This is a genomic window from Janthinobacterium sp. GW823-FHT06H09 (assembly GCF_058794735.1).
Window position 1 is genome coordinate 462442 of record NZ_JBXAHC010000001.1, and the last position, 23735, is coordinate 486176.

Annotated in this window: 19 protein-coding genes; 2 read left to right on the forward strand and 17 right to left on the reverse strand. The window is 62.8% G+C overall.

Translation table 11 applies throughout. The features are described 5' to 3' along the window. Positions 1-16 precede the first annotated feature (16 nt). From AC1Q6X_RS02220 to AC1Q6X_RS02235, 4 genes are all read right to left on the reverse strand, one after another. Positions 17-5107, reverse strand: a complete 5091-nt coding sequence (locus AC1Q6X_RS02220) for a beta strand repeat-containing protein (protein ID WP_492494804.1) — start codon at positions 5105-5107, stop codon at positions 17-19. 16 nt (positions 5108-5123) lie between these two features. Then, complete coding sequence (locus AC1Q6X_RS02225; protein WP_121670167.1) at positions 5124-6734, reverse strand: ShlB/FhaC/HecB family hemolysin secretion/activation protein; 1611 nt, start codon at positions 6732-6734, stop codon at positions 5124-5126. Between the two features lie 209 nt (positions 6735-6943). Continuing rightward, positions 6944-9145 (reverse strand): CHASE2 domain-containing protein, encoded by a 2202-nt coding sequence (locus tag AC1Q6X_RS02230; RefSeq protein ID WP_492494885.1) that lies wholly within the window; start codon positions 9143-9145, stop codon positions 6944-6946. A gap of 50 nt (positions 9146-9195) precedes the next feature. Further along, the gene (locus AC1Q6X_RS02235) at positions 9196-10818 is read right to left on the reverse strand and encodes a GAF and HD-GYP domain-containing protein (protein WP_492494806.1); all 1623 of its coding nucleotides are present in this window, start codon (positions 10816-10818) and stop codon (positions 9196-9198) included. Between the two features lie 198 nt (positions 10819-11016). Between AC1Q6X_RS02235 and AC1Q6X_RS02240 the strand changes: the two genes are divergently transcribed. Next, positions 11017-11913 carry an MBL fold metallo-hydrolase gene (locus tag AC1Q6X_RS02240; protein WP_070221143.1) on the forward strand — a complete coding sequence of 299 codons (897 nt, stop codon included), beginning with the start codon at positions 11017-11019 and terminating at the stop codon, positions 11911-11913. A 169-nt stretch (positions 11914-12082) separates the two neighbouring features. Here the strand turns inward: AC1Q6X_RS02240 and AC1Q6X_RS02245 are convergent, their stop codons facing one another. The 8 genes from AC1Q6X_RS02245 to AC1Q6X_RS02280 all read right to left on the reverse strand — a co-directional run bounded on the left by AC1Q6X_RS02245 (position 12083) and on the right by AC1Q6X_RS02280 (position 17128). Beyond that, a complete protein-coding gene (locus AC1Q6X_RS02245; RefSeq protein ID WP_070221141.1) occupies positions 12083-13096 on the reverse strand; it encodes an inorganic phosphate transporter in 1014 nt (337 codons plus the stop codon). Between the two features lie 39 nt (positions 13097-13135). Then, on the reverse strand, positions 13136-13762 hold the full coding sequence (locus AC1Q6X_RS02250) for a DUF47 domain-containing protein (protein WP_010400015.1): 627 nt from the start codon (positions 13760-13762) through the stop codon (positions 13136-13138). Between the two features lie 93 nt (positions 13763-13855). After that, entirely contained in the window at positions 13856-15241 is a 1386-nt protein-coding gene (locus tag AC1Q6X_RS02255; RefSeq protein WP_034750488.1) for a replicative DNA helicase, read from the reverse strand. A gap of 135 nt (positions 15242-15376) precedes the next feature. Beyond that, positions 15377-15832 carry a 50S ribosomal protein L9 gene (rplI, locus tag AC1Q6X_RS02260; RefSeq protein ID WP_034783456.1) on the reverse strand — a complete coding sequence of 152 codons (456 nt, stop codon included), beginning with the start codon at positions 15830-15832 and terminating at the stop codon, positions 15377-15379. A 27-nt stretch (positions 15833-15859) separates the two neighbouring features. Further along, the gene (gene rpsR / locus AC1Q6X_RS02265; RefSeq protein ID WP_010400024.1) at positions 15860-16150 is read right to left on the reverse strand and encodes a 30S ribosomal protein S18; all 291 of its coding nucleotides are present in this window, start codon (positions 16148-16150) and stop codon (positions 15860-15862) included. A gap of 25 nt (positions 16151-16175) precedes the next feature. Beyond that, a complete protein-coding gene (priB, locus tag AC1Q6X_RS02270) occupies positions 16176-16475 on the reverse strand; it encodes a primosomal replication protein N (protein ID WP_034783455.1) in 300 nt (99 codons plus the stop codon). A 20-nt stretch (positions 16476-16495) separates the two neighbouring features. Continuing rightward, positions 16496-16885 (reverse strand): 30S ribosomal protein S6, encoded by a 390-nt coding sequence (rpsF, locus tag AC1Q6X_RS02275; protein ID WP_034750499.1) that lies wholly within the window; start codon positions 16883-16885, stop codon positions 16496-16498. Positions 16886-16927: 42 nt separating this feature from the next. Next, positions 16928-17128 (reverse strand): hypothetical protein, encoded by a 201-nt coding sequence (locus tag AC1Q6X_RS02280; RefSeq protein WP_143449978.1) that lies wholly within the window; start codon positions 17126-17128, stop codon positions 16928-16930. 32 nt (positions 17129-17160) lie between these two features. On the opposite strand from AC1Q6X_RS02280, the gene lexA reads away from it, so the two are divergent. Next, the gene (gene lexA, locus AC1Q6X_RS02285; RefSeq protein ID WP_034750502.1) at positions 17161-17796 is read left to right on the forward strand and encodes a transcriptional repressor LexA; all 636 of its coding nucleotides are present in this window, start codon (positions 17161-17163) and stop codon (positions 17794-17796) included. 222 nt (positions 17797-18018) lie between these two features. Here lexA and AC1Q6X_RS02290 read toward each other — a convergent pair whose 3' ends face one another. From AC1Q6X_RS02290 to folC, 5 genes are read right to left on the reverse strand one after another with little or no spacing between them, the layout of a single operon-like run. Continuing rightward, on the reverse strand, positions 18019-19260 hold the full coding sequence (locus tag AC1Q6X_RS02290) for a cystathionine gamma-synthase family protein (RefSeq protein WP_492494810.1): 1242 nt from the start codon (positions 19258-19260) through the stop codon (positions 18019-18021). A 43-nt stretch (positions 19261-19303) separates the two neighbouring features. Further along, positions 19304-20827: an amidophosphoribosyltransferase gene (gene purF / locus AC1Q6X_RS02295; RefSeq protein WP_034750508.1), complete on the reverse strand. Its 1524-nt coding sequence runs from the start codon at positions 20825-20827 to the stop codon at positions 19304-19306. A 38-nt stretch (positions 20828-20865) separates the two neighbouring features. Continuing rightward, the gene (locus AC1Q6X_RS02300; RefSeq protein ID WP_070221159.1) at positions 20866-21354 is read right to left on the reverse strand and encodes a CvpA family protein; all 489 of its coding nucleotides are present in this window, start codon (positions 21352-21354) and stop codon (positions 20866-20868) included. Between the two features lie 20 nt (positions 21355-21374). Next, positions 21375-22373 carry an SPOR domain-containing protein gene (locus tag AC1Q6X_RS02305; protein WP_492494812.1) on the reverse strand — a complete coding sequence of 333 codons (999 nt, stop codon included), beginning with the start codon at positions 22371-22373 and terminating at the stop codon, positions 21375-21377. Between the two features lie 24 nt (positions 22374-22397). After that, positions 22398-23696, reverse strand: a complete 1299-nt coding sequence (gene folC / locus AC1Q6X_RS02310) for a bifunctional tetrahydrofolate synthase/dihydrofolate synthase (RefSeq protein ID WP_492494814.1) — start codon at positions 23694-23696, stop codon at positions 22398-22400. Between the last annotated feature and the right edge of the window lie 39 nt (positions 23697-23735).

Sequence of the window (23735 nt, forward strand, 5' to 3'; positions counted from 1 at the left end):
CAGCCACAAGAAAGCCTTAATTGCAGTACATTTTTTTAACAGATTCATTTTTTGTAAGTCCTGTTGAGTCACCTGCGGAGGCGGTAACATCCTTGTCGTCCGGTACCTTGTCAGCAGGCTTGGCCGGCAGTTTGGAAACGAGCGGGACGTTGGCATAGTCGGCCTGCTTGATGACGTTCAATGTGTTATTGATGATGAAGTTGATGATCACGGGCTGTTCGACGGTCGTGACGGGCAGGAAAATGGCGTCCGCCATGCTTACCGTGCCATTCGGCGCCTGCAAGCCGACGCTGGTGCGCTGGCGATTGATGCGCACGCCCTGCGTGCCCGTGATGCTGCCCGTTTTCGCCAGCACGCTCATGCTGGCAGCGGCCGGCAAAGTGAAACTTGCCGTGTCCGCAAACAGCACATTGCCTTCTGCGCTGGCGGTAAAATTGCCGCCGCTGGCTACGCGGGAGTTGCCCTTGATACTGATGTCGCGTCCCGCCGCCAGGCTGATGTCGCGCGCCGCTACCAGTTGCGCGCCATCGCCCAGCAGTACGTCCGTGCCGGCATTGAGCGCGATGTCATTGCCCGCGATCCTGCCGTTGACGGCAACGGGGCTGTGCGCCGTCACGCTGACGTTGCCGCCATTGGCATCGATATTGCCAGCCGTGACGCCGCCCGTATTGTCGATGGCGATATTGCCCGCGCCAGTGGTCAGCGTTCCCAGCGCCAGGGTGCCTGGCGCCGAGGTATTGTTCAGCGCAATGCCGCCCCCGGCACGATTGCTGGCGCTAAAACTGCTGACCTGATTGCCCGCATTACTCAGCACGATGCCGTCGCGCGCCTGCGCGGTCAGGCTGCTGGCGAGCACCGCACCGTCCTGGCCGATGGCGCCGTTCAAGGCGCTCAGCTGCACATCGTTGGCCGCCAGGCTGGCGAAGCGCAAGTCGCCAGCCACTTGCGTGATGGCCAGCTGGCCCGCCAGCCGGATGGCGCCGGCAGTCTGATTAAAGCTGTTGGCGACGAGCAAGTTGCCATTGCCGCTCAACACGCCGCCGCCTTGCACGTAACGATCCGCCGACAGGCTGCCGTTCAGCAACAGGCTGCCGCCGTTGACTTCCAGGCTGGCCAGCAGGGAACTATCCGGCGCCTTGTCACCGAGGGTCAGGCTGCCGCCCGTCAGCAGTAAGCCCGCGGACGCCGTCAGGTTTTTCAGGATGGTGTTGCCGGCCGCCGCGCTGTAGGTCACGATGCCCTTGCTGTTGCTAAAGTCGACAGCCAGTACGTTCGCGCCTTCCGGCACCACGCCGCCGTCCCAGTTGGCCGCATCGCTCCACAAGCCGCTGCCGCTGCCTACCCAGGTCGACAATTGTTTTTGCGCAATCGTCGCCTGCGTCGTGCCGCCCGTCGAGGTCAGCAGGTAATTACCCGCATCGGCGCCGCCCAGGCTCAGGTTCGTCACGAATACCGTCTTGCCCGCGCCCGCATTCTTGTCGCTGAAGCTGGCCAGGGCCGACAGGTCCAGGCGGTCACCGGCAACCCGGTCATCGCCGAAACCCAGTGCGGCGCCCGTCGTGCCGTCATAGACCTTGTTGACGCCGTTAAATTGCACATTGAGGGTGCGCGGCGTGATGGCGAAGGTCGTCGTGCCACCCATGGTGATGTCGTACTTGGTCGACCACAGGCCCGTCGCCGCATAGCTGCCCACGTTGCGCGCGTTGCTGCCGTAGCCGAGGCTGCCATTCACGCCCGTGTCGCCGTCGATCAATCCCACATAGGCGATCGAACCGAGGAAGGCGGCCAGCTGGCCATCGTAGACCTTGCCCGTGGCATTGCCCGAGAGGTTCACTTGCAGCGGCTTGAGGAAAGCCTTCAGCATCGGCGTCGTGTAGCCTTCGTAAATGCGCCACACGCTGCTGAAATTGTAGTCGCCGAAGCTGCCCTGCTGCCGCATCTGCGCCGTGCTGCGGCCGCTGGAGCCGCCGCCACCGGTCTGCACCAGCGATGTTTCATAATTGAAAAAACCATAGCTGAACGGGGAACCGGCGGACACGCGGCCGGCCACCGCGCCCACGGACGCGTAGCCGTCGCCGCTCACGGCGCCGCTGCTGAAGACATGGCTGACGCTGCCCGTGCTTTCACCGACCAGCCCGCCCATGTTTTCCATGGACAGGATGGGATCGGCGGTAACGGCCCGGCGCACGGCGCCGCTGGCATATGCATCGTCGATGCTGCCGCCGTTCAAGCCCACCAGGCCGCCGATGCTGCGCGCGCCGCTGACATTGCCGGTGGCATAAGACTGGCTCAGCGCGCCCTGGTTGTTGCCGACCAGGCCGCCGATCATCTCGCGCGCGCCCGTCACCACGCCGGTGGCGTACGAAGTCGCGATGCTGGCGCCGGACGCATTCGATCCCGCCAGGCCGCCGATGGCGCCGCCGTTGTCGGCATTGACGCCGGTGACGGCGCCGCTGCTGGCCGACAGCGTGATGGCGCCGCCGTTGCTGCCCACCAGGCCGCCGACATTGCGCTGGCCGCTGACGGCGACGCTGCTGTTCACGCCGGATATGGTGCCGCTGACGACCTCGCCCGCCAGCGCGCCCACGTTCGCCCTGCCGGTGACGCTGCCGCCGCTCAGGGTCAGGTTGCGCAAGGTGCCGCCCTGCACGGTGCCAAACAGGCCTGCCGCCAGGCCAGGCACCAGGCTGCGGTCGATTTTCAAATTGCTGAGCGTAAATCCGCCGCCATCGAACACGCCGGAAAAACCGCTGCCGCTGCCGGCGATCGGCACAAAGCCCTGGCCATCGTTCCAGTTCGCCGTGCCGCTGGCGTCGATATTGCCGGCCAGGCGATAGCTGTTGCCCAGACCGAGGCTGGCGATGCCTTGCAAGCCATAGATATCGGCGAGCAGATAAGGTGTGGCGGCACCGTCGCCGCCGGCCACGCGCAGGAAACTGGCGCCGCTGCCGATGGTGAAGTTTCTGGCGCTAAATCCTGGCAGGGCCGCCGCGTTTTGCACCCAGGCGCCGCCGTCGAGCACAAAGCTGCCGCCCACCGTTACGGCGCCCGTGGCCGTGATGGCGGAACCGGAATTGAGGTGCAGATCGCCGCTCCTGGCAAGCGCATCCGATATCCGCAAGCCGCCCGTGTTCGTGCCGTCGCCGATGGTCAGCGACGCGGCCGAGATGCCGGCCAGCTCAACCGCGTTCAAACTGAGGGCCGTACCCGATTTGGTGCCCAGGTCGATGCTGCGCGCACTGCTCAGGGGCTTGATGATGACATTTGCGCCGCCCGCCGTGCCGCCGACGTCGATGCCGCCGGCAACGGTAATATTGTCGGCCTGCAGGGTCACCGTCTGGCCGGCGATGCCGTTGCCAGCAAGCTGGCCGGCGCCGCCCGACAGATTGATGCCGCCCAGCGCGTCATTCGCGCGCAAACTCAGATTGCCGTTGCCGACATGGACCGTGGCGGCGCCCTCGATGCTGGCGCCCGATAGCGAAATGTTGCCGCCGTTGCTGGTAATGGCCGCGTTCAGATTGACGTTCGATCCCGGGCCATAGTTGCCGCTGGTGCTAGCAGGGTCATTCGCCGATAGGGTCACATTGCCGCCGTTGGTGGTGATGGCGGCGTAGACATTGATGGTTTCGCCCGCCTGCGCCGTCAGGCTGACGCCGGAATTGAGCATGTTCACCGAACTGCTGAAATTGATGCGGTGCAGGGCTTGCAAGGTGACGTCGCTGGTGGCGCCGGAGATCGTATCGGCGCCGATGCTGGTGCTGCCGGTCGACGGCATGTCGCTGAACTGATCGACATTGGCAAGGTTGCCGCCCGGCCCCTGCACCACGTCGATATCATACGGATCGAGCAGCCAGTTGCCGCGCTTGCCGCGCGCCGCGCTGGTATTGACGCGGATGCCGTCGACGGCCAGGTAATGGCCGGACGTTTCCACGAAGCCGCCGTCGCCGCCTTGCGCGCCGCCGCGCGCGGAAATGCTGCCGTGCACCTGGGCCGATTCATTGCCCCAGGCGATGACCTTGCCGCCGTTGCCGCTGACAATCGCATCGGCATTGACGCTGGCATCCTTGCCGACGAGTACTTGCCGCGCATTGTGCACGGCCGCGTTCTTGCCCTGGTAATCACCGCCCAGCAAGACCGTGCCGCCGCCCGTCGCGCCGCTGGCGTCGACCTTTGCATTGCCCAGCAAACCCACTTGCTCGCCCAGCACTTGAATCTGGCCGCCCGTGCCGGCCGCGCCCGCGGCGCTGGTGACGCTGCCCGCTTCGAGCAGCGCCTTGCCGCTGGCCTTGAGCACGATCCTGCCATTCTCGCCGACGACGGCGCTGTTGGCGTTGAGCACGCCGCGCTGGCTGACCAGCGCGCCGGCCATGCCGATGCTGCCGCCCTGTGCGATGATCTGGCCCAGGTTCAGCGCCTGGTCGGCCGGCGCAGACACCAGTACGCGCAATTGCGGATTGCCGGGGTCGGCCAGCTGCACGCTGCGCCCGGCCGCCAGGATCACTTCGCCATTGGGCGCCGTGATGATGCCCGTGTTTTCCACGTTCGGCGCGATCAGCAGCACTTGCCCGCCCTTGCCCGCGTTAATCATGCCCGCATTGCTGACGCCGCCGGCCACGCCGCCGGCCGTGAACTGGCGCTTGCCGGCCAGGAAATCCTCATTCGTCATGCCCAGGCTGGAGGCGACCAGCCCGTTCACGTCCACTTTCGCCCCCTGGCCGAAAACGATGCCGTTCGGGTTGATCAGGAAGACCTTGCCGTTCGATTCGAGCGCGCCCAGGATCTTGCTGGGGTCTTGTCCCGTAATGCGGTTCAGTACGACGCTATTGCCGCTTTGCTGGATGAAGCGCGTGATTTCGCCCGCATGGATGGAAAAACTCTGCCAGTTGATGATGGTGTTGGGCGTGTTCGTGATCGAAAAGATGTTGCCCTGCTGGCTGAACGTGGCCTGTCCGTTGACCACCTGCGGCAAGGCGGGGTTGGCCTGCGCGGCGCCGAAACAGCCGGCCAGCAGCAGTGCCAGCGCCGTGCGCCGCAGGGGCGGCGCAAGCGGGAATGAAAAGGCGGGCGTCAGGATGAAAGCGGAGGCGTGCTGGACGTGGTTGTGCATGGTGTTCATCCTGATGCTAGTAGGCCAAGGCGAGGCGGAAATGCAGGCGGTTGGCGCCCCGCTGTCCCGTGTCGCCGCCATTGACGACATGGGCGTAATCGAGTTGCAGATTGGCGTAGCGGCTCAGCAGCAAACGCAGGCCGAGGCCGCCGCTGCTGATGCCTTGCGACGCGCTTTCGCCGGGCAGCGCATGGTTGCGGCGCAGCCAGGCCGTGTCATAGAACGCCAGCGCGCGGCACTGGTAAGCGAGCACCTGGCCGCACCAGTTCGGCGTGTACAGCTCCAGGTTCAGGTTGACGCCCGAATCGTTCGATACCTCGCGCTCGGCAAAGCCGCGCACGGACGCGGCGCCGCCGGCGCCGAACTGCTCGCCCGGCACCAGCGCATCGGGCGTGATCTGCGCGTTGGCGAGCGCGCGCCATTGCCAGTCGCCGGCCAGCACGCGTCCCGCACTGGCGCTCAGGCGCACCGTGTTGTAGGCCGCCTTGGCGTGCGCGCGCACGCGGTCGAAATCGGCTTGCGCGCCGTGCTTGCCGCCAGGGATATTGTGCGCGAAGGTGACCGCCACGCTGGTCTCGCCCGTGGGCAAGGTCCAGTTGCCGATATAGCTGACGCTGAGCGGATGCACGGTGACGTCGGCGCCCAGCTCCATGCCGAACAGCTGCACGCTGTTGCGGTAAGCCTTGTAGTCGATGCCGTACACGAGCTTGGGTTCGAAATCGCCGCTGCGGGCAAAGTTCTGGTTGTAGCGGATGCCGGCCATGCTGCCCTGGCCGCTGACGGCCAGGTCGAAAATGCCGGCCGAGACGCTGCCCGAATCGACGTTCGAATAGCTGGCAAAAAAATCCATCGAGTCGCCCAGCGCATACAGCGGCAAGTGGTAGCCGGCGCCATACACGCCCACCTTGTCCGGCTTTTCCAGGCTGCTCGTGTATTGCAGGCTGGCGACATGATCGAGGCCGAACAGATTCGCATGCTGCAGCACCACGCCCACGTGCGTCTTGCCCGTTTGCGCGTTGCCCGTATTGTCCACGTTGAGCATGGCTTTCCAGGGCTTTTCGTCGGCCACCGTAACGATGGCGTCGATGGCGCCCGCCGGTTCATCGGCTTGCAGCCGCACTTCGATCTTGCGCGCCGGGTTTTCATTGGCCAGCCTCAGGCTTTGCGACAGCGCCGGCAAGTTCGGCGTCTCGCCTTCGCGAAGAGACGGCAAGGCGCGCCGCACGTTGGCTTCGTCCACATGCGTATTGCCGCCGATGGCAAGCTTGCCCAGCGGCGTTTGCAGCACGCTCAGGCGCACCACGCCGCGCTCCAGTTCCTGCTCGGGCAGTTGCACCTGCACGGCGCTGTAACCGCGCTCGCGGTAAGCCCCCTCCAGCGCCTCGACGGCGCGCGCGATGTCGGAAAAATCGCGCTGCGCTCCCGTGTAGGGCGCCAGCAGGGCCTGCACTTGCGCGGGCGTGAGCAGGGTATTGCCCTGGACGTCGAAGCGGCGGATCTCGAAGCGCGGCACGCCGTCGCCCTGCGTGGCAGGCGCGGCGTCATCCATGGAAACAGCGGCGCCGGCGGCGCCGACGGCGAACAGCAGCGCGGAACCCGCAAGCAGGTGCACCAAACGATATGTCATGTGAAGGATTTCTTGTGTAACCGGACAAGCGCGCGGCCCGCAGGCGCCAGCATGTCCGGCAATGGATTGAAGACAAATTTTAGACGGCTTTTAGTTTCCAGTCAGAAATTTCTAACATTTCCCCCTGTTTTTTATCGCAATGCAACAAACAATGCGCACGCCATGGTGAAAAATGCCGCAATCGCTTGCCTTTTCCGGCGAATGGCGGGCTATTTGCTGTGCAATGCTGTCACGCCATCCCAGTCCCATGGCGGTGGCGCGTTACGGTACTGCTCCAGGCGCGCCGCGTACAGCCGGTACAGGCCATCGCCGGGAAAGTCCGCCTGCAAGCGGGCCAGCTGCGCACCTGCCTGCGCCCAGTCGCGCGCGCGCAGCCGGGCCAGCACGGCGTGCCAGCGCTCGAGCTGCGCCAGTTCGGCCGCTGCGGCGCCGGCCAGCAGGCAGCGCGGCTCGAAGATGGCCACCGCTTCCTGCTTGCCCAGCACCCTGATCCGGTCGAGCTCGCGGTACAGGAAATCCGGGGCGGCCGCGCGCGTGGCCTCGCCCACCACGATGCCCACGCCATACAGCTTGCTGGCGCCTTCCAGGCGCGCGGCCAGGTTGACGCTGTCGCCCATCACGGTATAGGCGCGGCGGATGCGCGAGCCCATGTCGCCCACATGCATGGGCCCCGTATTGATGCCGATGCCGATGCGCAGCGCCGGCCAGCCGCGCGCGCAAAATTGCTGGTTCAGCCGCGCCGCGCTGGCCTGCATCAGCAGGGCGCTGGCCACGGCCCGGCTGGCGTGATCGCCAAAGGCGACGGGCGCGCCCCAGAACGCCATCACGGCGTCGCCGATGTATTTGTCCAGGGTGCCGCCATGGCTGTCGCGGATATCTTCCGACATGGCCGTCAGGTATGCGTTGATGTATTCGCGCAGCGCGGCCGGCGCCAGCTGCTCGGAAATGGCCGTGAAACCGCGCACGTCGGCAAACAGCACCGTCAGTTCGCGGTTCTCGCCCTCCATCGTGTAGCGGCGCGGATCGTCGGCCATCTCGGCCACCAGCTCGGGCGCCACGTACTCGCCGAAACGGGCCACCAGCGCGCGTCCCTTGCGCACCTCGAAAAAATAACCCCACGCCAGGTTGGCGATGAATAGCGCAAGGATCAGCAGCAACAGCACGGCACCGCCCAGCACCAGGTCGTGCACGGCGTACAGGTACAGGTTGATGCCGATGGCGGCGGCCAGCGCGGCCACGGTGGCCAGCATCACGCCGGCCGGCGGCAGCACGGCCAGGGCGCCCGCCAGCAGCAGGCCAAACAGCACGATCTGCACCAGTTCCAACGCCAGCGCGTAGTCGGGCCGCGCCTTGAAACGCCCGTCGAGCATCGACTTGATCAGGTTGGCGTGCACCTCCACCCCCGGATATTCGGCATTCACGGGCGTGGCGCGGATATCGTTCAAACCGGGCGCCGTGGTGCCCACCAGCACGATGGCGCCCTTCAGCAGCGCGGGCGGCACCGTACCGGCCAGCACATCGGCGGCCGACACATAGCGGAAGGCGCCGCCATCGGGGCCGCCCGCGCCGCGGTACTGCACCGTGGTCGTCAAGGCTTCGCCGACAGGAATCGCCATCGCGCCGCGCGGCGTGAACAGCATGATGTGTTCGAGGCCGCCATTGGCCAGTTCGCGCGCCGACAGGGTATCGGCCGTGCCCGTGAAACGGGGGGCGATGGCGCGCGCCTGCAGGTAGACGGCGACGGTGGCCAACGACAGCGAAGGATAATAGCCGTCGCCGATGCGCTGCAACAGGGTCGAGGAACGCACGACGCCGTCGGCATCGGTCAGCGCCGTGAAGATGCCGGCGCCCTGCGCGGCCGCCTGCAGGGGTGCGATATTGGCTTCGTAGCCGCGCGACACGTAGGCCGTGACCGTGCGCCCGTTGAAATCGGCGACGGTAAAGGCGGGCCTGGGCAGCACGCCCTTCCTTTGCTGCTCCGAGACGCTGTAGCCGAGCACCACGGGCTGGCCGCGCATGGCCTCGGCAAACAGGCCGTCGTAGTCCATGGCCGGGCGCAGCTTTTCCAGCTGCGCCGGCAAGCCGGCCACGCCCGCCAGTTCGCCGCGCGCCAGCCCTTGCAGCACGGCGTAACCGGAACTGGTGTCCGCTTCGGGAAACGAGATATCGAAGCCCAGCGCGGCCACCCCGTAATGGCCGGTGAGCTGGCGCACCAGGCGCGCCTGCACGTCGCGGCTCCAGGGAAAACGGCCCACGCGGGCCAGGCTTTGCTCGTCGATGTCGACGATGACGATGCGGCGGTCGAGCTGCGGCGCATCAAAGCGCATGCGCCAGTCGCCCAGCATGGCGTCCAACCGCGCGATCGTGTCGTTGCCGGCCAGGCACAGCACGGCCGCCGCCACGGTCAGCATTATGCCCAGCAGCGACCGCGCCCCATGCTTGCGCCAGGACTGCGGCAGCTTCAAGGGGTATAGCCCGGAATGGCCGCCTCGTCGACGGCATCGATCTGGCTCGGATGCATGTGCTTTTCAGCGAAGGTCAGATAGACCTTGCTGCGGATGAACACGTCGAACAGCTCCGGGTCGATATGGCCGTTCAGGCTGAAGTTACCGAGGATGCGCAGCGATTCGGACAGCGACTTGCCCTTTTTGTAGGGCCGGTCGCGCGCCGTCAGCGCCTCGAAAATGTCGGCAATCGCCATCAGCCGCGCCGGCACCGACATCTGCTCTTTCGTCAGCCCGCGCGGATAACCCTTGCCATCCATGCGCTCATGGTGGCCGCCCGCATATTCGGGCACCTTTTGCAGGTGCTTGGGCCACGGCAGCGCTTCGAGCATGCGGATCGACACGCTGATATGGTTGTTGACGATGGCCCGCTCGGCCGCCGTCAGGGTGCCGGCGCGGATGGTCAGGTTTTCCGTCTCGTCGGCATCGAGAAAATCGCGCAGTTCGCCGTCGGCCGCGCGCCAGCGGCGCCGGGCGATCTGCCGCACCCTTTCCTGGTCGGCCTGCGCCATGCTCTCGCCGCCGATGTTGACCGTGCGGATGAAATCGCGCTCTTCGCGCAGCGCCGCCTGCTCCTGCTCCAGCGCGCGGGCAATGGCGTCCTTCTGCTGCGGCTGCGCGGCCTGCAGGCGCAGGGCCTCGATCTCGGCGTCGCGCAGCAGCACTTCGTAGCGCGTGTCGATCAGGGCGATGCGGTCGAAAATGGTTTCCAGCTTGGTGGCCTTGTCGACCACGTGCACGGGCGTGGTGATCTTGCCGCAATCGTGCAGCAGGCCGGCCAGCCACAGCTGCTTGCGCTCGTTGTCGCTGAGCCGGAAATCGGCCAGCGGCCCCGTTTGCGTCGCATGCGCGGCGTCGGCCAGCAACATCGTCAGCTCGGGCACGAACTGGCAATGCCGTCCCGTGTACGGCGACTTTTCATCGATGCCGATATTGATCAGGGTAACGAGCGACTCGAGCAGCTCTTCCAGCTGAGAGATGAGCAGCTGATTCGTCAGCGCCACGCCCGCCTGCGCGGCCAGCGCCTCGATGAAGCGCTGGTCGGTGGAGGAAAAGGCGCGCACCTGGCCCGTCTCGCCATCCTTGGCATTGACCAGTTGCAGCACGCCAATCAAGTCGCCCTCGTGATCACTCATGGGCACCGTCAGGATCGATTGCGTGTGGTAGCCATGGTGGCGGTCAAACTCACGCATGCCGGAAAAATTGAAGACCTCGTCGCGGTAGACGTCGGCGATATTCACGCTGCGGCGCATGTTCGCCGCATACGCGGCCACCGACGCCAGGTTGGGCTGGCCGGCGCCATCGAACAGCGGTACGCCCGGCAAACCCATGTCCGCCCCCTGCGCGATGCCCAGGCTGTCGTTGACGCTGATGTCGAACGCCAACTGGCGCCCCTCAAGCGCGGGCCGGTACAGGGTGGCGCCGTCGGCGCCGCTCATGCTTTTCGCCAGCAGCACGATGCGCTGCAGCAGCGCGCCAATGTCGCGCCCCTCACCGCCCAGGCCGTGGCCGAGCGCGACGCTGAGTTCGGTCAATTGCTCCAGTCTGTGGGCGATTTTCTCAGGGTGCAGCTGAGGCATATTGGTGGCAATCAGGTAATGGGCAAGCAAAAAAGGGGAAGTCGGCAAGCGCCAGTGTAACGGCGACCCTGCGCACTGTACATTACTTAGTCACAACAAAATGAAATTACTTTCCGTAACGCAACACGCATAAATGTTGCCGCCAATCTCATTAATTAGAATAGAATCAACAATAATTACACTGTAACAAGGTACTGAATGAAATTCACGTTCAGGGGCGTGCGCGGCTCCATCCCCTCCCCCGGCCCGCGCACGGCGCGCTATGGCGGCAACACCACGTGCATCGAAGTGCGCACGGACAACGACAGCCTGATCATTCTCGATGCCGGCAGCGGCATCTTCGCGCTGGCGCAGCAACTGCCGCCGGGCCAGCCCGTCGACGCGCACGTCTTCATCACGCACAGCCACTGGGACCACATCCACGGCTTGCCCATGTTCTCGCCCCTGTTCGTGGCCGGCAACCGCATGCGCCTGCATGGCGCCCTGGACGGCAACAGCGGGCGCGGCATCGAGCACGTGATGGCGGTGCAGCTGCAGGGCAGTTATTTTCCCGTCAGCGAAGCGGCCATGGCGGCCTGCATCGAGTACCGCACCCTGGCGCCCGGCGAAGCCGTCGACGTGGGCGGCGCGCGCGTGCGCGGCGCGGAAATGAACCATCCGGTGGTCAACCTCGGCTACCGCATCGACTGCGGCGGCGCCTCGCTGTTTTTCAGCGGCGACCATGAACCGTTCTACAACCTGCATCCGCCCGGCCACGCCGAGCATGCGGCCTGCGCGGCGCGCAATGCGCAGCGCCAGGCCGGCATCGATGCGCTGGTCGCCGGCGTCGATGCGCTGATCATGGATTGCTCGTACACGCGCGAAGAATACCCGGGCAAGCAGGGCTGGGGCCACGGCACCTTCGACGCCGCCTTCGACCTGGCCCTGCGCTGCGGCGCGCGGCACCTGTACTGCACCCACCACGAACCGACCCGCAGCGACGAGCAGCTCGAAGCCGTGTTTGCCGACGTGATGGGCCGCTATGCGAGCCGCCTGGCCGGCCTGCAGGTGTTCCTCGCCAGCGAAGGGCTGACGGTGGAACTGGCCGGCGCATAAAAAAAGGAACCTTACGGTTCCTTTTTTATACATGCGCCCAGTTGGCCCAAGGCCCTCTGAAAACCGTAGCGAGCAAGCCCGATATCGGATTGAGTAGCGGAGCTGTACTTTAGTACAGTGAGCAACGGAGATTCGATAGTGGGCTGCGCAGTAGGTTTGCAGAGGTGCCTTACATGATGTGGTGGCCAATCCACCAGGCCACTGCCGCCACGAACGCGGAAGCGGGAATCGTGAAGATCCAGGCCCAGACGATATTGCCGGCAACACCCCAGCGCACGGCCGACATTTTTTGCGCCGAGCCGACGCCGACGATGGCGCCAGTGATCGTGTGCGTGGTCGACACGGGAATGCCCAGCGCCGTCGAGACGAACAGGGTGATGGCGCCGCCCGTTTCGGCGCAGAAGCCGCCGACGGGTTTCAACTTGGTGATCTTCTGGCCCATGGTCTTGACGATGCGCCAGCCGCCGAACAGGGTGCCGAAGCTGATGGCCGTGTAGCACGAGATGATGACCCACATCGGCGGCATCTGGTCGTTCACGTTCGAGTAGCCGGCCGCGATCAGCAGCATCCAGATGATGCCGATGGTTTTTTGCGCATCGTTGCCGCCGTGGCCCAGGCTATAGGCCGCGGCCGATGCCAGTTGCAAACGGCGGAACCACTTGTCGACCTTGCGCGGCGTCGAACGGACAAAAATCCACGACACGATCAGCATCATGATGGAGCCGAACACGAAGCCCAGCACGGGGGCGATGACGATGAAGGCCACGGTTTTCCACAGGCCGGCCGCGACCAGCGCGCCCGTGCCGGACTTGGCGACAGCGGCGCCCACCAGGCCGCCGATCAGGGCGTGCGAGGACGACGAGGGAATGCCGTAGTACCAGGTAAACAAATTCCAGAAGATGGCGCCCATCAGCGCGCCGAAGATCACGTACTGGTCGATCACGGCCGGGTCGATGGTGCCCTTGCCCACCGTGGCGGCCACGGTCAGCTGGTGGAACACGAAGATGGCGACGAAGTTGAACGTGGCGGCCATGGCAACCGCGGTCTGCGGTTTCAATACGCCCGTCGAGACCACCGTGGCAATCGCGTTGGCGGCATCGTGGAAGCCGTTCATGAAGTCAAACAGCAGCGCGAGGACGATCAACAGGCCTAGCACGTAGATGCTGATTTGTATGGTCATTATAGTTTCTTTTCTGATTCTGGTTCAGGACAGGCCCAACGCTTACGCGTTTTCGACGATGATGCCTTCGATAATATTGGACACATCTTCGCAACGGTCGGTCACGGTTTCCAGAATTTCGTAGATCGCTTTCAGCTTGATCAGGTTGCGCACGTCCGGCTCGTCGCGGAACAGCTTGGACATGGCGGCGCGCATCACGTGGTCGGCGTCCGATTCCAGGCGGTCGATCTCTTCGCAGATGGCGACGATCTTGCGCGAGTTGTCCATGTTGTGCAGCATGGCGACGGCGTCGCGCACTTTCTCGGTACAGGCCAGCACCAGTTCGGCCAGGCGCTTGGCTTCCGGCGTGACGGCCTTCAGGTCGTACAGCGAGACGGTTTGCGCCGCATCTTCCAGCAGGTCGAGGATGTCGTCCTGGCGCGTGATCAGCTGATGGATGTCATCGCGGTCGATCGGCGTGATGAAGGTCTTGTGCAGCATTTCCACGGTGGCGTAGGTGACTTTGTCCGCCTGTTTCTCGATGCTTTCGATCGCGTGCACGCGGTTTTCCAGGTCGTCGAAATTGGTCATCAGGCCGAGCATCTCTTTCGCGCCCTTGACGCACAATTCCGCGTGCTGGTTAAACAATTCAAAAAACTTGCCCTCAGTGGGCATCAAGCGTCCAAACATGTCATTCTCCGTTAAGCATTGAGTCGTGTTATTTACTACAGAAAGCCGCCCCGTATGAGGGGGCGGCCAATGGAATATCAGTGCTGCTGAGTCTTAGTCGCCTTGGTAAAGCGCCAGGCCACCACTGTAATTGCCAAATTTGGTGTACTGCCCCATGAAGGTGAGGCGGATGCTGCCGATTGGACCGTTACGTTGTTTGCCGATGATGATTTCGGCCGTCCCCTTGTCCGGCGAGTCGGGGTTATACACCTCGTCGCGGTAAATGAACAGGATCACGTCGGCATCCTGCTCAATAGCGCCCGATTCGCGCAAGTCGGACATCACGGGACGCTTGTTCGGGCGTTGCTCCAGCGAGCGGTTCAACTGTGACAGCGCGATCACGGGGCAACCGAGTTCTTTCGCCAGGCCTTTCAAGCCACGCGAAATCTCGGAAATCTCCGTGGCGCGGTTGTCGCCCGGCGTATTGGCCGACATCAGCTGCAAGTAATCGACGATGATCAGGCCCAGCTTGCCGCACTGGCGCGACAAACGGCGCGAACGGGCGCGCAATTCGATGGAATTGAGCGCCGGCGTTTCATCGATGTACAACTGCGCGTCGTTCATCTTCTGGATTGCATTCGTCAGGCGCGGCCAGTCTTCGTCGTTCAGGCGGCCCGTGCGCAGGCGGTGCTGGTCCAGCTGTCCGACGGAGCCGAGCATACGCATGGCCAGCTGGGCGCCGCCCATCTCCATCGAGAACACGGCCACGGGCAAGCCGCTGTCGATGGCCACGTTTTCGCCGATGTTGACGGAAAACGCCGTCTTGCCCATCGACGGACGGCCCGCCACGATCACCAGGTCGCCCGGCTGCAGACCCGAGGTCATGCGGTCGAGGTCGATGAAACCGGTGGGCACGCCCGTGATTTCACTCTGGTTGTCGCGGCTGTACAGTTCGTCGATGCGCTCGACCACCTGCGTCAGCAGGGGCTGGATGGCGGTCCAGCCCTGGGCGCCGCGCGCGCCTTCCTCGGCGATGGCGAAAATCTTCGACTCGGCCTCGTCAAGCATCTGCTTGACTTCCTTGCCTTGCGGGCTGAAGGCCGTGCCGGAGATATCGTCCGCGACGGTAATGAGCTTGCGCAGCACGCCGCGGTCGCGCACGATCTCGGCATAGCGCCGGATGTTCGCGGCCGATGGCGTGTTTTGCGCCATGGCGTTCAGGTAAGCGAGTCCGCCCACGTCATCGGCCTTGCCGAGCTGGGTCAGGGTTTCAAAAACAGTAATGACATCGGCTGGCTTGGAAGCGTTAACCATCTTGACGATTTGCTCGAAGATGATGCGATGGTCATAGCGATAGAAATCCTCCGCATGCATGAAGTCGGCGATGCGGTCATAGGCGGCATTGTCGCGCAGCAGACCACCGATAACGGATTGTTCTGCTTCGATCGAATGCGGCGGAATACGGAGGGAATCCAGTTGCGGATCAGAGGGGGCGTTCATGGCGCGAATTATACCCGCTTCGGCGTGCCGGCAAAAATAAAGGGCTGAAAATGAGCGAAAAAAAGGCCACAAAAAAGCCGGGCGAACCCGGCTTTTCATAGTGCGGCAGCGCTTGCGGGCCAGGCCCGCAGACGATTACGCGTTCGCGTCTGGAACGACAGCGATAACAACTTCCACGACCACGTCGGTGTGCAGAGCAACCGAAACGTTGTGCTCGCCAACGATCTTCAGCGGGCCGGTAGGCATGCGGATTTGTGCTTTTTCAACAGCAAAACCTTGCTTGGTCAGCGCTTCAGCGATGTCGAAGTTGGTGACGGAACCGAACAGACGGCCATCGACGCCAGCTTTTTGAGCAACTTGAACGGTCAGGCCGCTCAGTTTTTCGCCCTGGGCTTGCGATGCGGCCAGTTTGGCGGCAGCAGCTTTTTCCAGTTCGGCGCGCTTGACTTCGAATTCAGCCACAGCGGTTGCCGTAGCACGACGTGCCAGGCGTTGCGGGATCAGGAAGTTACGTGCGTAACCGTCTTTGACTTTGACGACTTCGCCGAGGTTACCGACGTTTACAACTTTTTCTAACAGAATGATTTGCATAGTTCTTCTCCAGGAATATCTGACCGATTAAGCGTGGTGCAGATCGGTGTATGGCAGCAGCGCGAGGAAGCGAGCGCGCTTGATTGCGGTGTCGACTTGGCGCTGGTAGTGCGCTTTGGTACCGGTCAGGCGTGCTGGCATGATCTTGCCGTTTTCCTGGACGAAGTCTTTCAGCGTGTCGACGTCTTTGTAGTCGACTTGCTCAACGTGAGCTGCCGTGAAGCGGCAGAACTTCTTACGTTTGAACAAAGGGTTTTGCTGTTTGCGTTTTTCTTTAAGCTTGAGCTTATTTTTGTCGAACTTTTTACCGAATGCCATGTCAGGCTCCTGTATCTAAAATGCGCTAGTCAGAATTGACTGCACTAAAATCAATGATGTGAAACACCAAACTCTTGCTGTTGCGGCTCTTCCTGGCCAGGAAACCCGTGAACTGATACACCCCGCCCAAGCTTGCCTGACTGAACCGGCCTGAAATTTCGCCAGCGGCTAGCGCGGCAACATCAAACTCGGTCAAACGGGCAATCCCTGCTTCCATCTGCTGCGAACTGTGTTGCAATACTGCATTCACAATCGGCAGCCCTGCCGGGGTATAGCGCAATATTTCGCGCTCGGCAATGATGGCGGTGACTTGTAGCTGGTTCAGCGCACGATCCTGGTCAAGAATTAAGCTGCTGCTGCGGCTGGAGCGGCTGCTGGTGCTTCGGTGCGGTGGCTTTTGGCCGCGTCTTCGCGTTGTACCGATTTCATCATCGGCGAAGGAGCTGTTTCAGCTTTCTTCATTTTAACGGTCAGGTGACGCAACACGGCATCATTGAATTTGAATGCTGTTTCCAACTCGACCAGGGTCTCGTTGTCGCATTCGATGTTCAGGCAGATGTAGTGTGCTTTAGGCAGCTTTTGGATCGAGTAAGCCATTTGACGGCGGCCCCAATCTTCCACGCGGTGAACCGAACCGCCGCGGGTGGTTACGCTGGCTTTGTAGCGTTCGATCATCGCGGGCACTTGCTCGCTTTGGTCCGGATGGACGATAAAGACTATTTCATAATGACGCATGCAAACTCCTTCAGGTCGGATTGATAATCGCCCACCCCGGCGTCAAGACGGGTGTGGGAAGGTCAGCCGAAGATTATAACCGCCTTTTGCAAACGTTTCAATCATTGCTTGCGCCAGCGCCCGAAAAGCCCGCGCGCCACCGTGCTTTTCGACCGGGAACAAGTATTTCTTGCGAAATTCGCCGAAAACACGGAAATCCCCTTGCATAGTGGGCGATACTGTACAAAAATACAGACTGTTCATATAGACAGCATTTTAGTATGCACCCACCGCTCATGATCAAGCTGACAGCACGACAAGAACAAATCCTGAACCTGATCAAGGACGCGATTGAAAACACGGGCTTTCCTCCCACCCGTGCCGAAATTGCCAATGAACTGGGTTTCAAATCGGCCAATGCGGCCGAGGAGCATTTGCAGGCCCTGGCCCGCAAGGGCGCGATCGAGATTTCGCCCGGCACCTCGCGCGGCATCCGCCTGATCGGCGCGGCAGCCGAAGCGCCGCCATCGAAAGTGCCGGCGGCGCTGCTGATGTCGCTGCCCCTGATCGGCAGGGTGGCCGCCGGTTCGCCCATCCTGGCCCAGGAAAACCTGGAAGCGAGCTACAACGTGGACCCCGCCCTGTTTTCGGCCAAGCCCGACTTCCTGCTGAAGGTACGCGGCTGGTCCATGCGCGACGCCGGCATCATGGATGGCGATTTACTGGCCGTCAAGAAGGTCGACAGCGCCAAGAATGGCCAGATCGTCGTGGCCCGCATCGGCGACGAAGTCACGGTCAAGCGCTACAAGAAGACGGGTTCCGTCATCGAATTGCTGCCGGAAAACCCCGACTTCAAGGTCATCACCGTGTCGCCGGAAGATGAATTTGCCCTGGAAGGCCTGGCCGTCGGACTCATGCGCAGCTGGCATTAAGTTGCATGCCGGGGTCAGACCCGCCGGGTCTGACCCCAGTTTTTAGTTGCGGCCCCTTCTCATGCCTGACACCTAAGTTTCCGTCATCGAACTGCTGCCGAAAGATGAATTCGCCCTGGAAGGCCTGGCTGTGGGACTGATGCGCAGCTGGCATTAAACGACTGCACGAACAAAGGGCCGCAACAGCATGACTGTTGCGGCCCTTTTCATTTGTCCGGCGACTTATACATCGAGTGCCTGGCGGAAATCCTCGAGCAGATCCACCTCATCCTCGATACCGACGGAGACGCGGATCAGCGATTCGGCGATGCCCATGCTGGCGCGGCGCTCGGCGCCCATCTCATAGAAGATCGTGTGGGCGACGGGAATGACCAGGGTACGCGTGTCGCCGAGGTTGCTCGCTGGAATGGCCAAATTCAAACGATTGAGGAAATCGAAGCAATCGATGCCATCCTTCAATTCAAAGCTGAACAGCGAACCATAGCTGCGGAACAGGTCGCTCGCCAAGGCGTGCTGCGGGTGCAACGCCAAGCCCGGGTAATGCACGGCCGCCACTCTCGGGTCGGCCTGCAACATGGTGGCCAGCGCCAGGGCGTTCGAGCAGGTGCGGTCCATGCGCAAGGCCATGGTTTCCGCGCCGACGGCGATGTGGTGCGCCGCTTCCGGACCCAGCGAGGCGCCGAAGTCGCGCAAGGCCTTGGCACGGATTTGCGCGATGCCCCACTGCGCGGGCGCCGCCTTCTTGTAGTTCTCGAAAATATTCGGATACTGCGTCCAGTCGAACACGCCCGTGTCCGTCAAGCTGCCGCCCAGCGCATTGCCGTGGCCGCCAATGGATTTCGTCAAGGCGTTGACCACGAGGCCCGCGCCCACGGCTTTCGGGCGGAACAAATACGGCGTCGTCATCGTGTTGTCGACGATGTACAGGATGCCCTTTTCGCGGCACAGGTCACCGATTTTTTTCAGGTCGGCGATCTGCGTGCGCGGATTGGCGATGGTTTCCACGAACACGATGCGCGTGGCAGGCGTGATGGCGGCCGCCACGTTGGCTACCTCGGTGGCGTCGACGAACGATACGGCGATGCCCTGCCCCGTCACCGTTTGCCACAGGCTGTTGGTATTGCCGAACAAAAAGGCCGACGAGACGACATGGTCGCCCGCGCGCAGCAGCGACTGCACCACGGCGCCGATGGCGCCCATGCCGGTGGCGAAGCACAAGGTCGCCACGCCGTCTTCCATCTTGTTGACCTTGTCTTCCAGCGCGGACACGGTGGGGTTGCCCTGGCGGCCATAGCGGAAACCGGGCTCCTTGCCCTGGAATACGGAAGCGAGCTGGCGCGCATCGCCGTAGCCGAAGGCGACGGAAGTGTGCACGGGCTTGTGCAGCGACCCATGCTCGATGCCCTTGCGGCGGTCGTTATGCAGGATGGTGGTGGTAAAGCCGTAGTTTTTTTTATCGTTCATGATCGCGGAGCAAAAAAAGCCCGGCGCTAGCCGGGCAAGATAATTACGCTTCTGTCGTTGCCAGGTTCAGGTTCAGCTGGGAACGCGGCGTATCTTCGGGCGCTGCCGCCTTCGGATGGTGGCGCGCATATTCCAGACGGTCCAGGTATTCCTGCGACACGTCGCCCGTCACGTAGACGCCGTCGAAGCACGAGGCCTCGAAGTTGGTCAGGGCCGGGTTGACGTCGGCGATCGCCTGCTTGAGCGCGCCGATATCCTGGTAGACCAGGTAATCGGCCGTGATTTCGCGGCACACTTCTTCCGTCGTGCGGCCGTAGGCGATCAGCTCGTCGCGCGTCGGCATGTCGATGCCGTACACGTTCGGATAGATGACCGGCGGCGCGGCCGAGGCGAAGATGACTTTCGTCGCGCCCGCTTCACGCGCCATCTGCACGATTTCACGGCTGGTGGTGCCGCGCACGATGGAATCGTCGACGAGCAAGACCACTTTATCCTTGAATTCGGACGGGATCGCGTTGAGCTTCTGGCGCACGGATTTCTTGCGCGCCGCCTGGCCCGGCATGATAAAGGTGCGGCCGATGTAGCGGTTCTTGATGAAGCCTTCGCGGTATTCGATGTTCAGCGCCATGGCCAGCTGGATGGCGGCCGGACGCGAGGAATCGGGAATCGGCATGACCACGTCGATATGCACGCCTGGCAATTCGGCGCGGATCTTCTCGGCCAGGTATTCGCCCATTTTCAGGCGCGTGGCGTACACGGAGGCGCCGTCGATGACGGAGTCGGGACGGGCCAGGTAGACGAATTCGAACACGCAGGGGTTCAGGCTGGCATTGTCGGCGCACTGGGCGCTGTGCAATTTCTTGTCGGCATCGATGAAGACGGCTTCGCCGGGACCGATGTCGCGCACGAAGCGGAAGCCCATGCCTTCCAGGGCCACGGATTCGGAAGCGATCAGGTATTCGGGACCCTGCTCCGTTTCATTGATGCCCAGGCACAGCGGGCGGATGCCGTGCGGGTCGCGGAAGGCCAGCAAGCCCACGCCGGCGATTTGCGCGACGGCGGCATAGCCGCCCTTGACGCGACGGTTCAGCACGGTCACGGCCTTGAAGATCGCTTCCGGGTCCAGGTTCAGGCCCGTCGTCGCTTCCTGGATTTCATGCGCCAGCACGTTGAGCAGCACTTCCGAATCGGAATCGGTATTGATGTGGCGGCGGTCGTTCTTGAACATTTCCAGCTTCAACTGTTCCCAGTTGGTCAGGTTGCCATTGTGCGCCAGGGTGATGCCGAAAGGCGCATTCACATAGAACGGCTGTGCTTCCTCTTCGCTCGACGAACCGGCCGTCGGGTAGCGGCAATGGCCGATGCCCGTCGTGCCTTGCAGCGAACGCATGTTGCGCGTACGGAAGACGTCTCGCACGAGGCCGTTGGCCTTGTGCATGGAAAACATACTGCTGTGATTGGTCGCAATCCCTGCCGCGTCCTGACCGCGATGTTGCAGGAGCAACAATGCATCATAGAGCAATTGATTGACAGGTTGATGGGAAACGACGCCGACGATGCCACACATGGTGTGCTCCTAAACTGTGCTACTGATTTTAAAAAAATTCAAAATTTCACATGCTGCGCGTAAGCGGCAGGCAGATAAGGCTTGATGGCGCGCGCGCCCTGTTCCGCGAGCGGACTGAGCAGCGCGTTTTTCCAGAATGGCTGCTGCGGTATGGAAGTCATGCCACACAAGATGACGGCGGTCAGCACGATCACAAGGCCCCGCGCCACGCCGAACAGGCTGCCCAGGGTGCGGTCGGCCAGACTCAGGCCTGTCACCTTGACGAGCGCGTCAACCGTCATGGACAGCAATCCCATCAAAATGCGCACGCCGATGAACAGCACTACGAAAGCCAGCAATAAACGGATCGCTTCGCCCGGCACGGCTTCCGGCAGAAATTTCGCCAGGGTGGCGCCATAGGCATTGGCAATGACGAACGCCACGATCCAGCTGACCAGGGACAGTATTTCCTTGACCAGGCCGCGCATCATGCTGATCAGCACGGAAGTCACCAGCACGAACAGCACCAGGTAATCGAAGATCGTCACGCGCATTCAGCCTTGCAACATCACGCCGGCACCAGCGAGCCGCCCAGGCCCAGCTTTTGCAACTTGGCGCGCGTCTTTTCCGCGTCTTCGCGGCTGCCGAACGGTCCCACGCGCACGCGGATGCGCTCGCCCGCCGGACTGGAGACTTTCTGCGTGTACGACTTGATGCCCGCTTCGCGCAGCTTGTCCTGCAATTCATCGACCTTGTCCTGCGTCGCCAGCGCCGCCACCTGCACCACGAACTTGCCGCTGCCGGCGTCGTGGGCCTTGTCTTGCGCTTTTTCTTGCGGCTTGTCTTGCGGCTTGTCTTGCGGCTTGCCTTCCAGGATCGCCAGCGCGCGCGCGGCATCGTCGGCCGATTGCGCCGGCTTGGCAGGCTTGGCCTCAGGCTTGGCTTCGGGCTTTACTTCATGCTTCGGTTCAGGCTTGGGCTCGTGTTTCGGCTCCGGCTTGGCTTCATGCTTCGGCTCGGGCTTCGGTTCCGGCTTCGGCTCCACCTTGACAGGCTTCGGTTCGGACTTGGGTTCGGGTTTCGGCTCCACATAGGCCGGCTTGACCGGTACAGGCTGGGCGGCGGCCAGCACGGGGGCCGGCGTCGGCTTGGCCGCAGGCGGCAGCGGCGCGTCGACGATTTCCTCGGACTGGTCCAGGCCATTCGATGCGGCCTGGACCGGAACGGCCGGCACAGGCGCCGGTGCAGGCGCCGCCTTTTCCTTCGACGGAATGTCGATGGCGATATCGTTGAACGGTGCTTTCGGCTCCGAATCGAGCAGCATCGGCAAGCCGACGGCGACGCCCAGGGCCAGGGCGACGGCCCCGACCAGGCGGCGGCGTGCGCGCTTTTTTTCAGGCAAGACCGGATCCGGTGCTTCCTTGCCGCCACGGCGCGATCCGCCGCCACCGGAGGTGTTGGCGGTGCGTTTGCGGGTCGGCGACTGCGCTTCGCCAGGGACATAAAAGCCGCTGTCTTCGCCAGAGGATTCTTGCTTGTTTTTAAACAGTTTCGAGAACAAGCCCATGCGTGATTTTCAGTCGAGTGCGTTTCAGTGAAGTGAGGATTTTCGGGCCTTCATCACGCCTGCAACGGTGAGGAAAGAACCAAAGACCACAATTCTATCATTCTCACCGGCCCGGCTCATTGCATTTGCAAAAGCTTGTGCCGGATCATCGAAAATAGACACAGTATGTTCGCTGCTGTCGGGCTTATCTTCGAGCATGATCTGCACCTTGGCGGCCAGCTCGGAAGCCGTGGCCGCGCGCGGCGAAGGCAGGCCCGTCAGGCACCAGTGGTCAACGTGTTCACTCATCGCGGCCAGCACGCCATCGATATCCTTGTCGTGCATGGAACCGAATACGGCATAGGTGTACGGGTGGAAACCCATATTACCGAGGTTCTGGTTCAGCGCCGACGCCGCGTGGGGGTTGTGCGCCACGTCGAGGATCACGCTGGGGCGGCCAGGCAAGACCTGGAAGCGGCCCGGCAGTTCCACCGTCACGAGGCCCGTGCGCACTTCCTGCGCGCCCACGGGCAGTTTCAGCTTCAGCACTTCCAGCGCGGCCAGCACGGCCGTCGCATTGAGGATCTGGTTGGCGCCGCGCAAGCTCGGGTAGGCCAGCGAATTGCGGCGCTGCTCGCGCCCGCCGTAGTTCCACTGCTGCTTGTCGCCCGAATAGTTGAAATCGCGGCCCATCAGCCACAGGTCGGCGCCGATGGCCTCGGCATGGTCGATCAACGATTGCGGCGGCACGGGGTCGCTGCAGATGGCCGCCTTGCCTGGACGGAAGATGCCCGCCTTTTCAAAGCCGATCGCTTCGCGCGTGTCGCCCAGGTAATCCGTGTGGTCGATATCGACGCTGGTGACGATGGCCACGTCCGCGTCGATCACGTTGACGGCATCGAGGCGCCCGCCCAGGCCCACTTCCAGGATGGCCACGTCCAGCTTGGCTTGCGACAGCAGATGCAAAATCGCCAAGGTGGTGAATTCGAAATAGGTGAGCGGCGTATCGCCGCGCACGGCTTCGACGGCCTGGAAGCTGGCGACGAGCTGCTCGTCGCTGGCCATCTCGCCCAGCACGCGCGCGCGCTCGTTAAAATCGAGGAAATGCGGCTTGATGTACAAGCCCACTTTGTAGCCGGCACGCAACAACACGGATTCCAGCATGGCGCAGGTGGAGCCCTTGCCATTCGTGCCCGCCACCATGATCACGGGGCAAGTAAAAGCGAGCTGCATGCGCGCCTTGACGGCTTGCACGCGGTCCAGGCCCATGTTGATCTGGGTTTCCGAATGGCGGGTTTCCAGCAGGGCGAGCCAGTCCGGCAATGACGTAGGGAGGTTTTGCATGGGAGACTTCTTGAAGGATGCGATGCGCAAGGCGCAGAA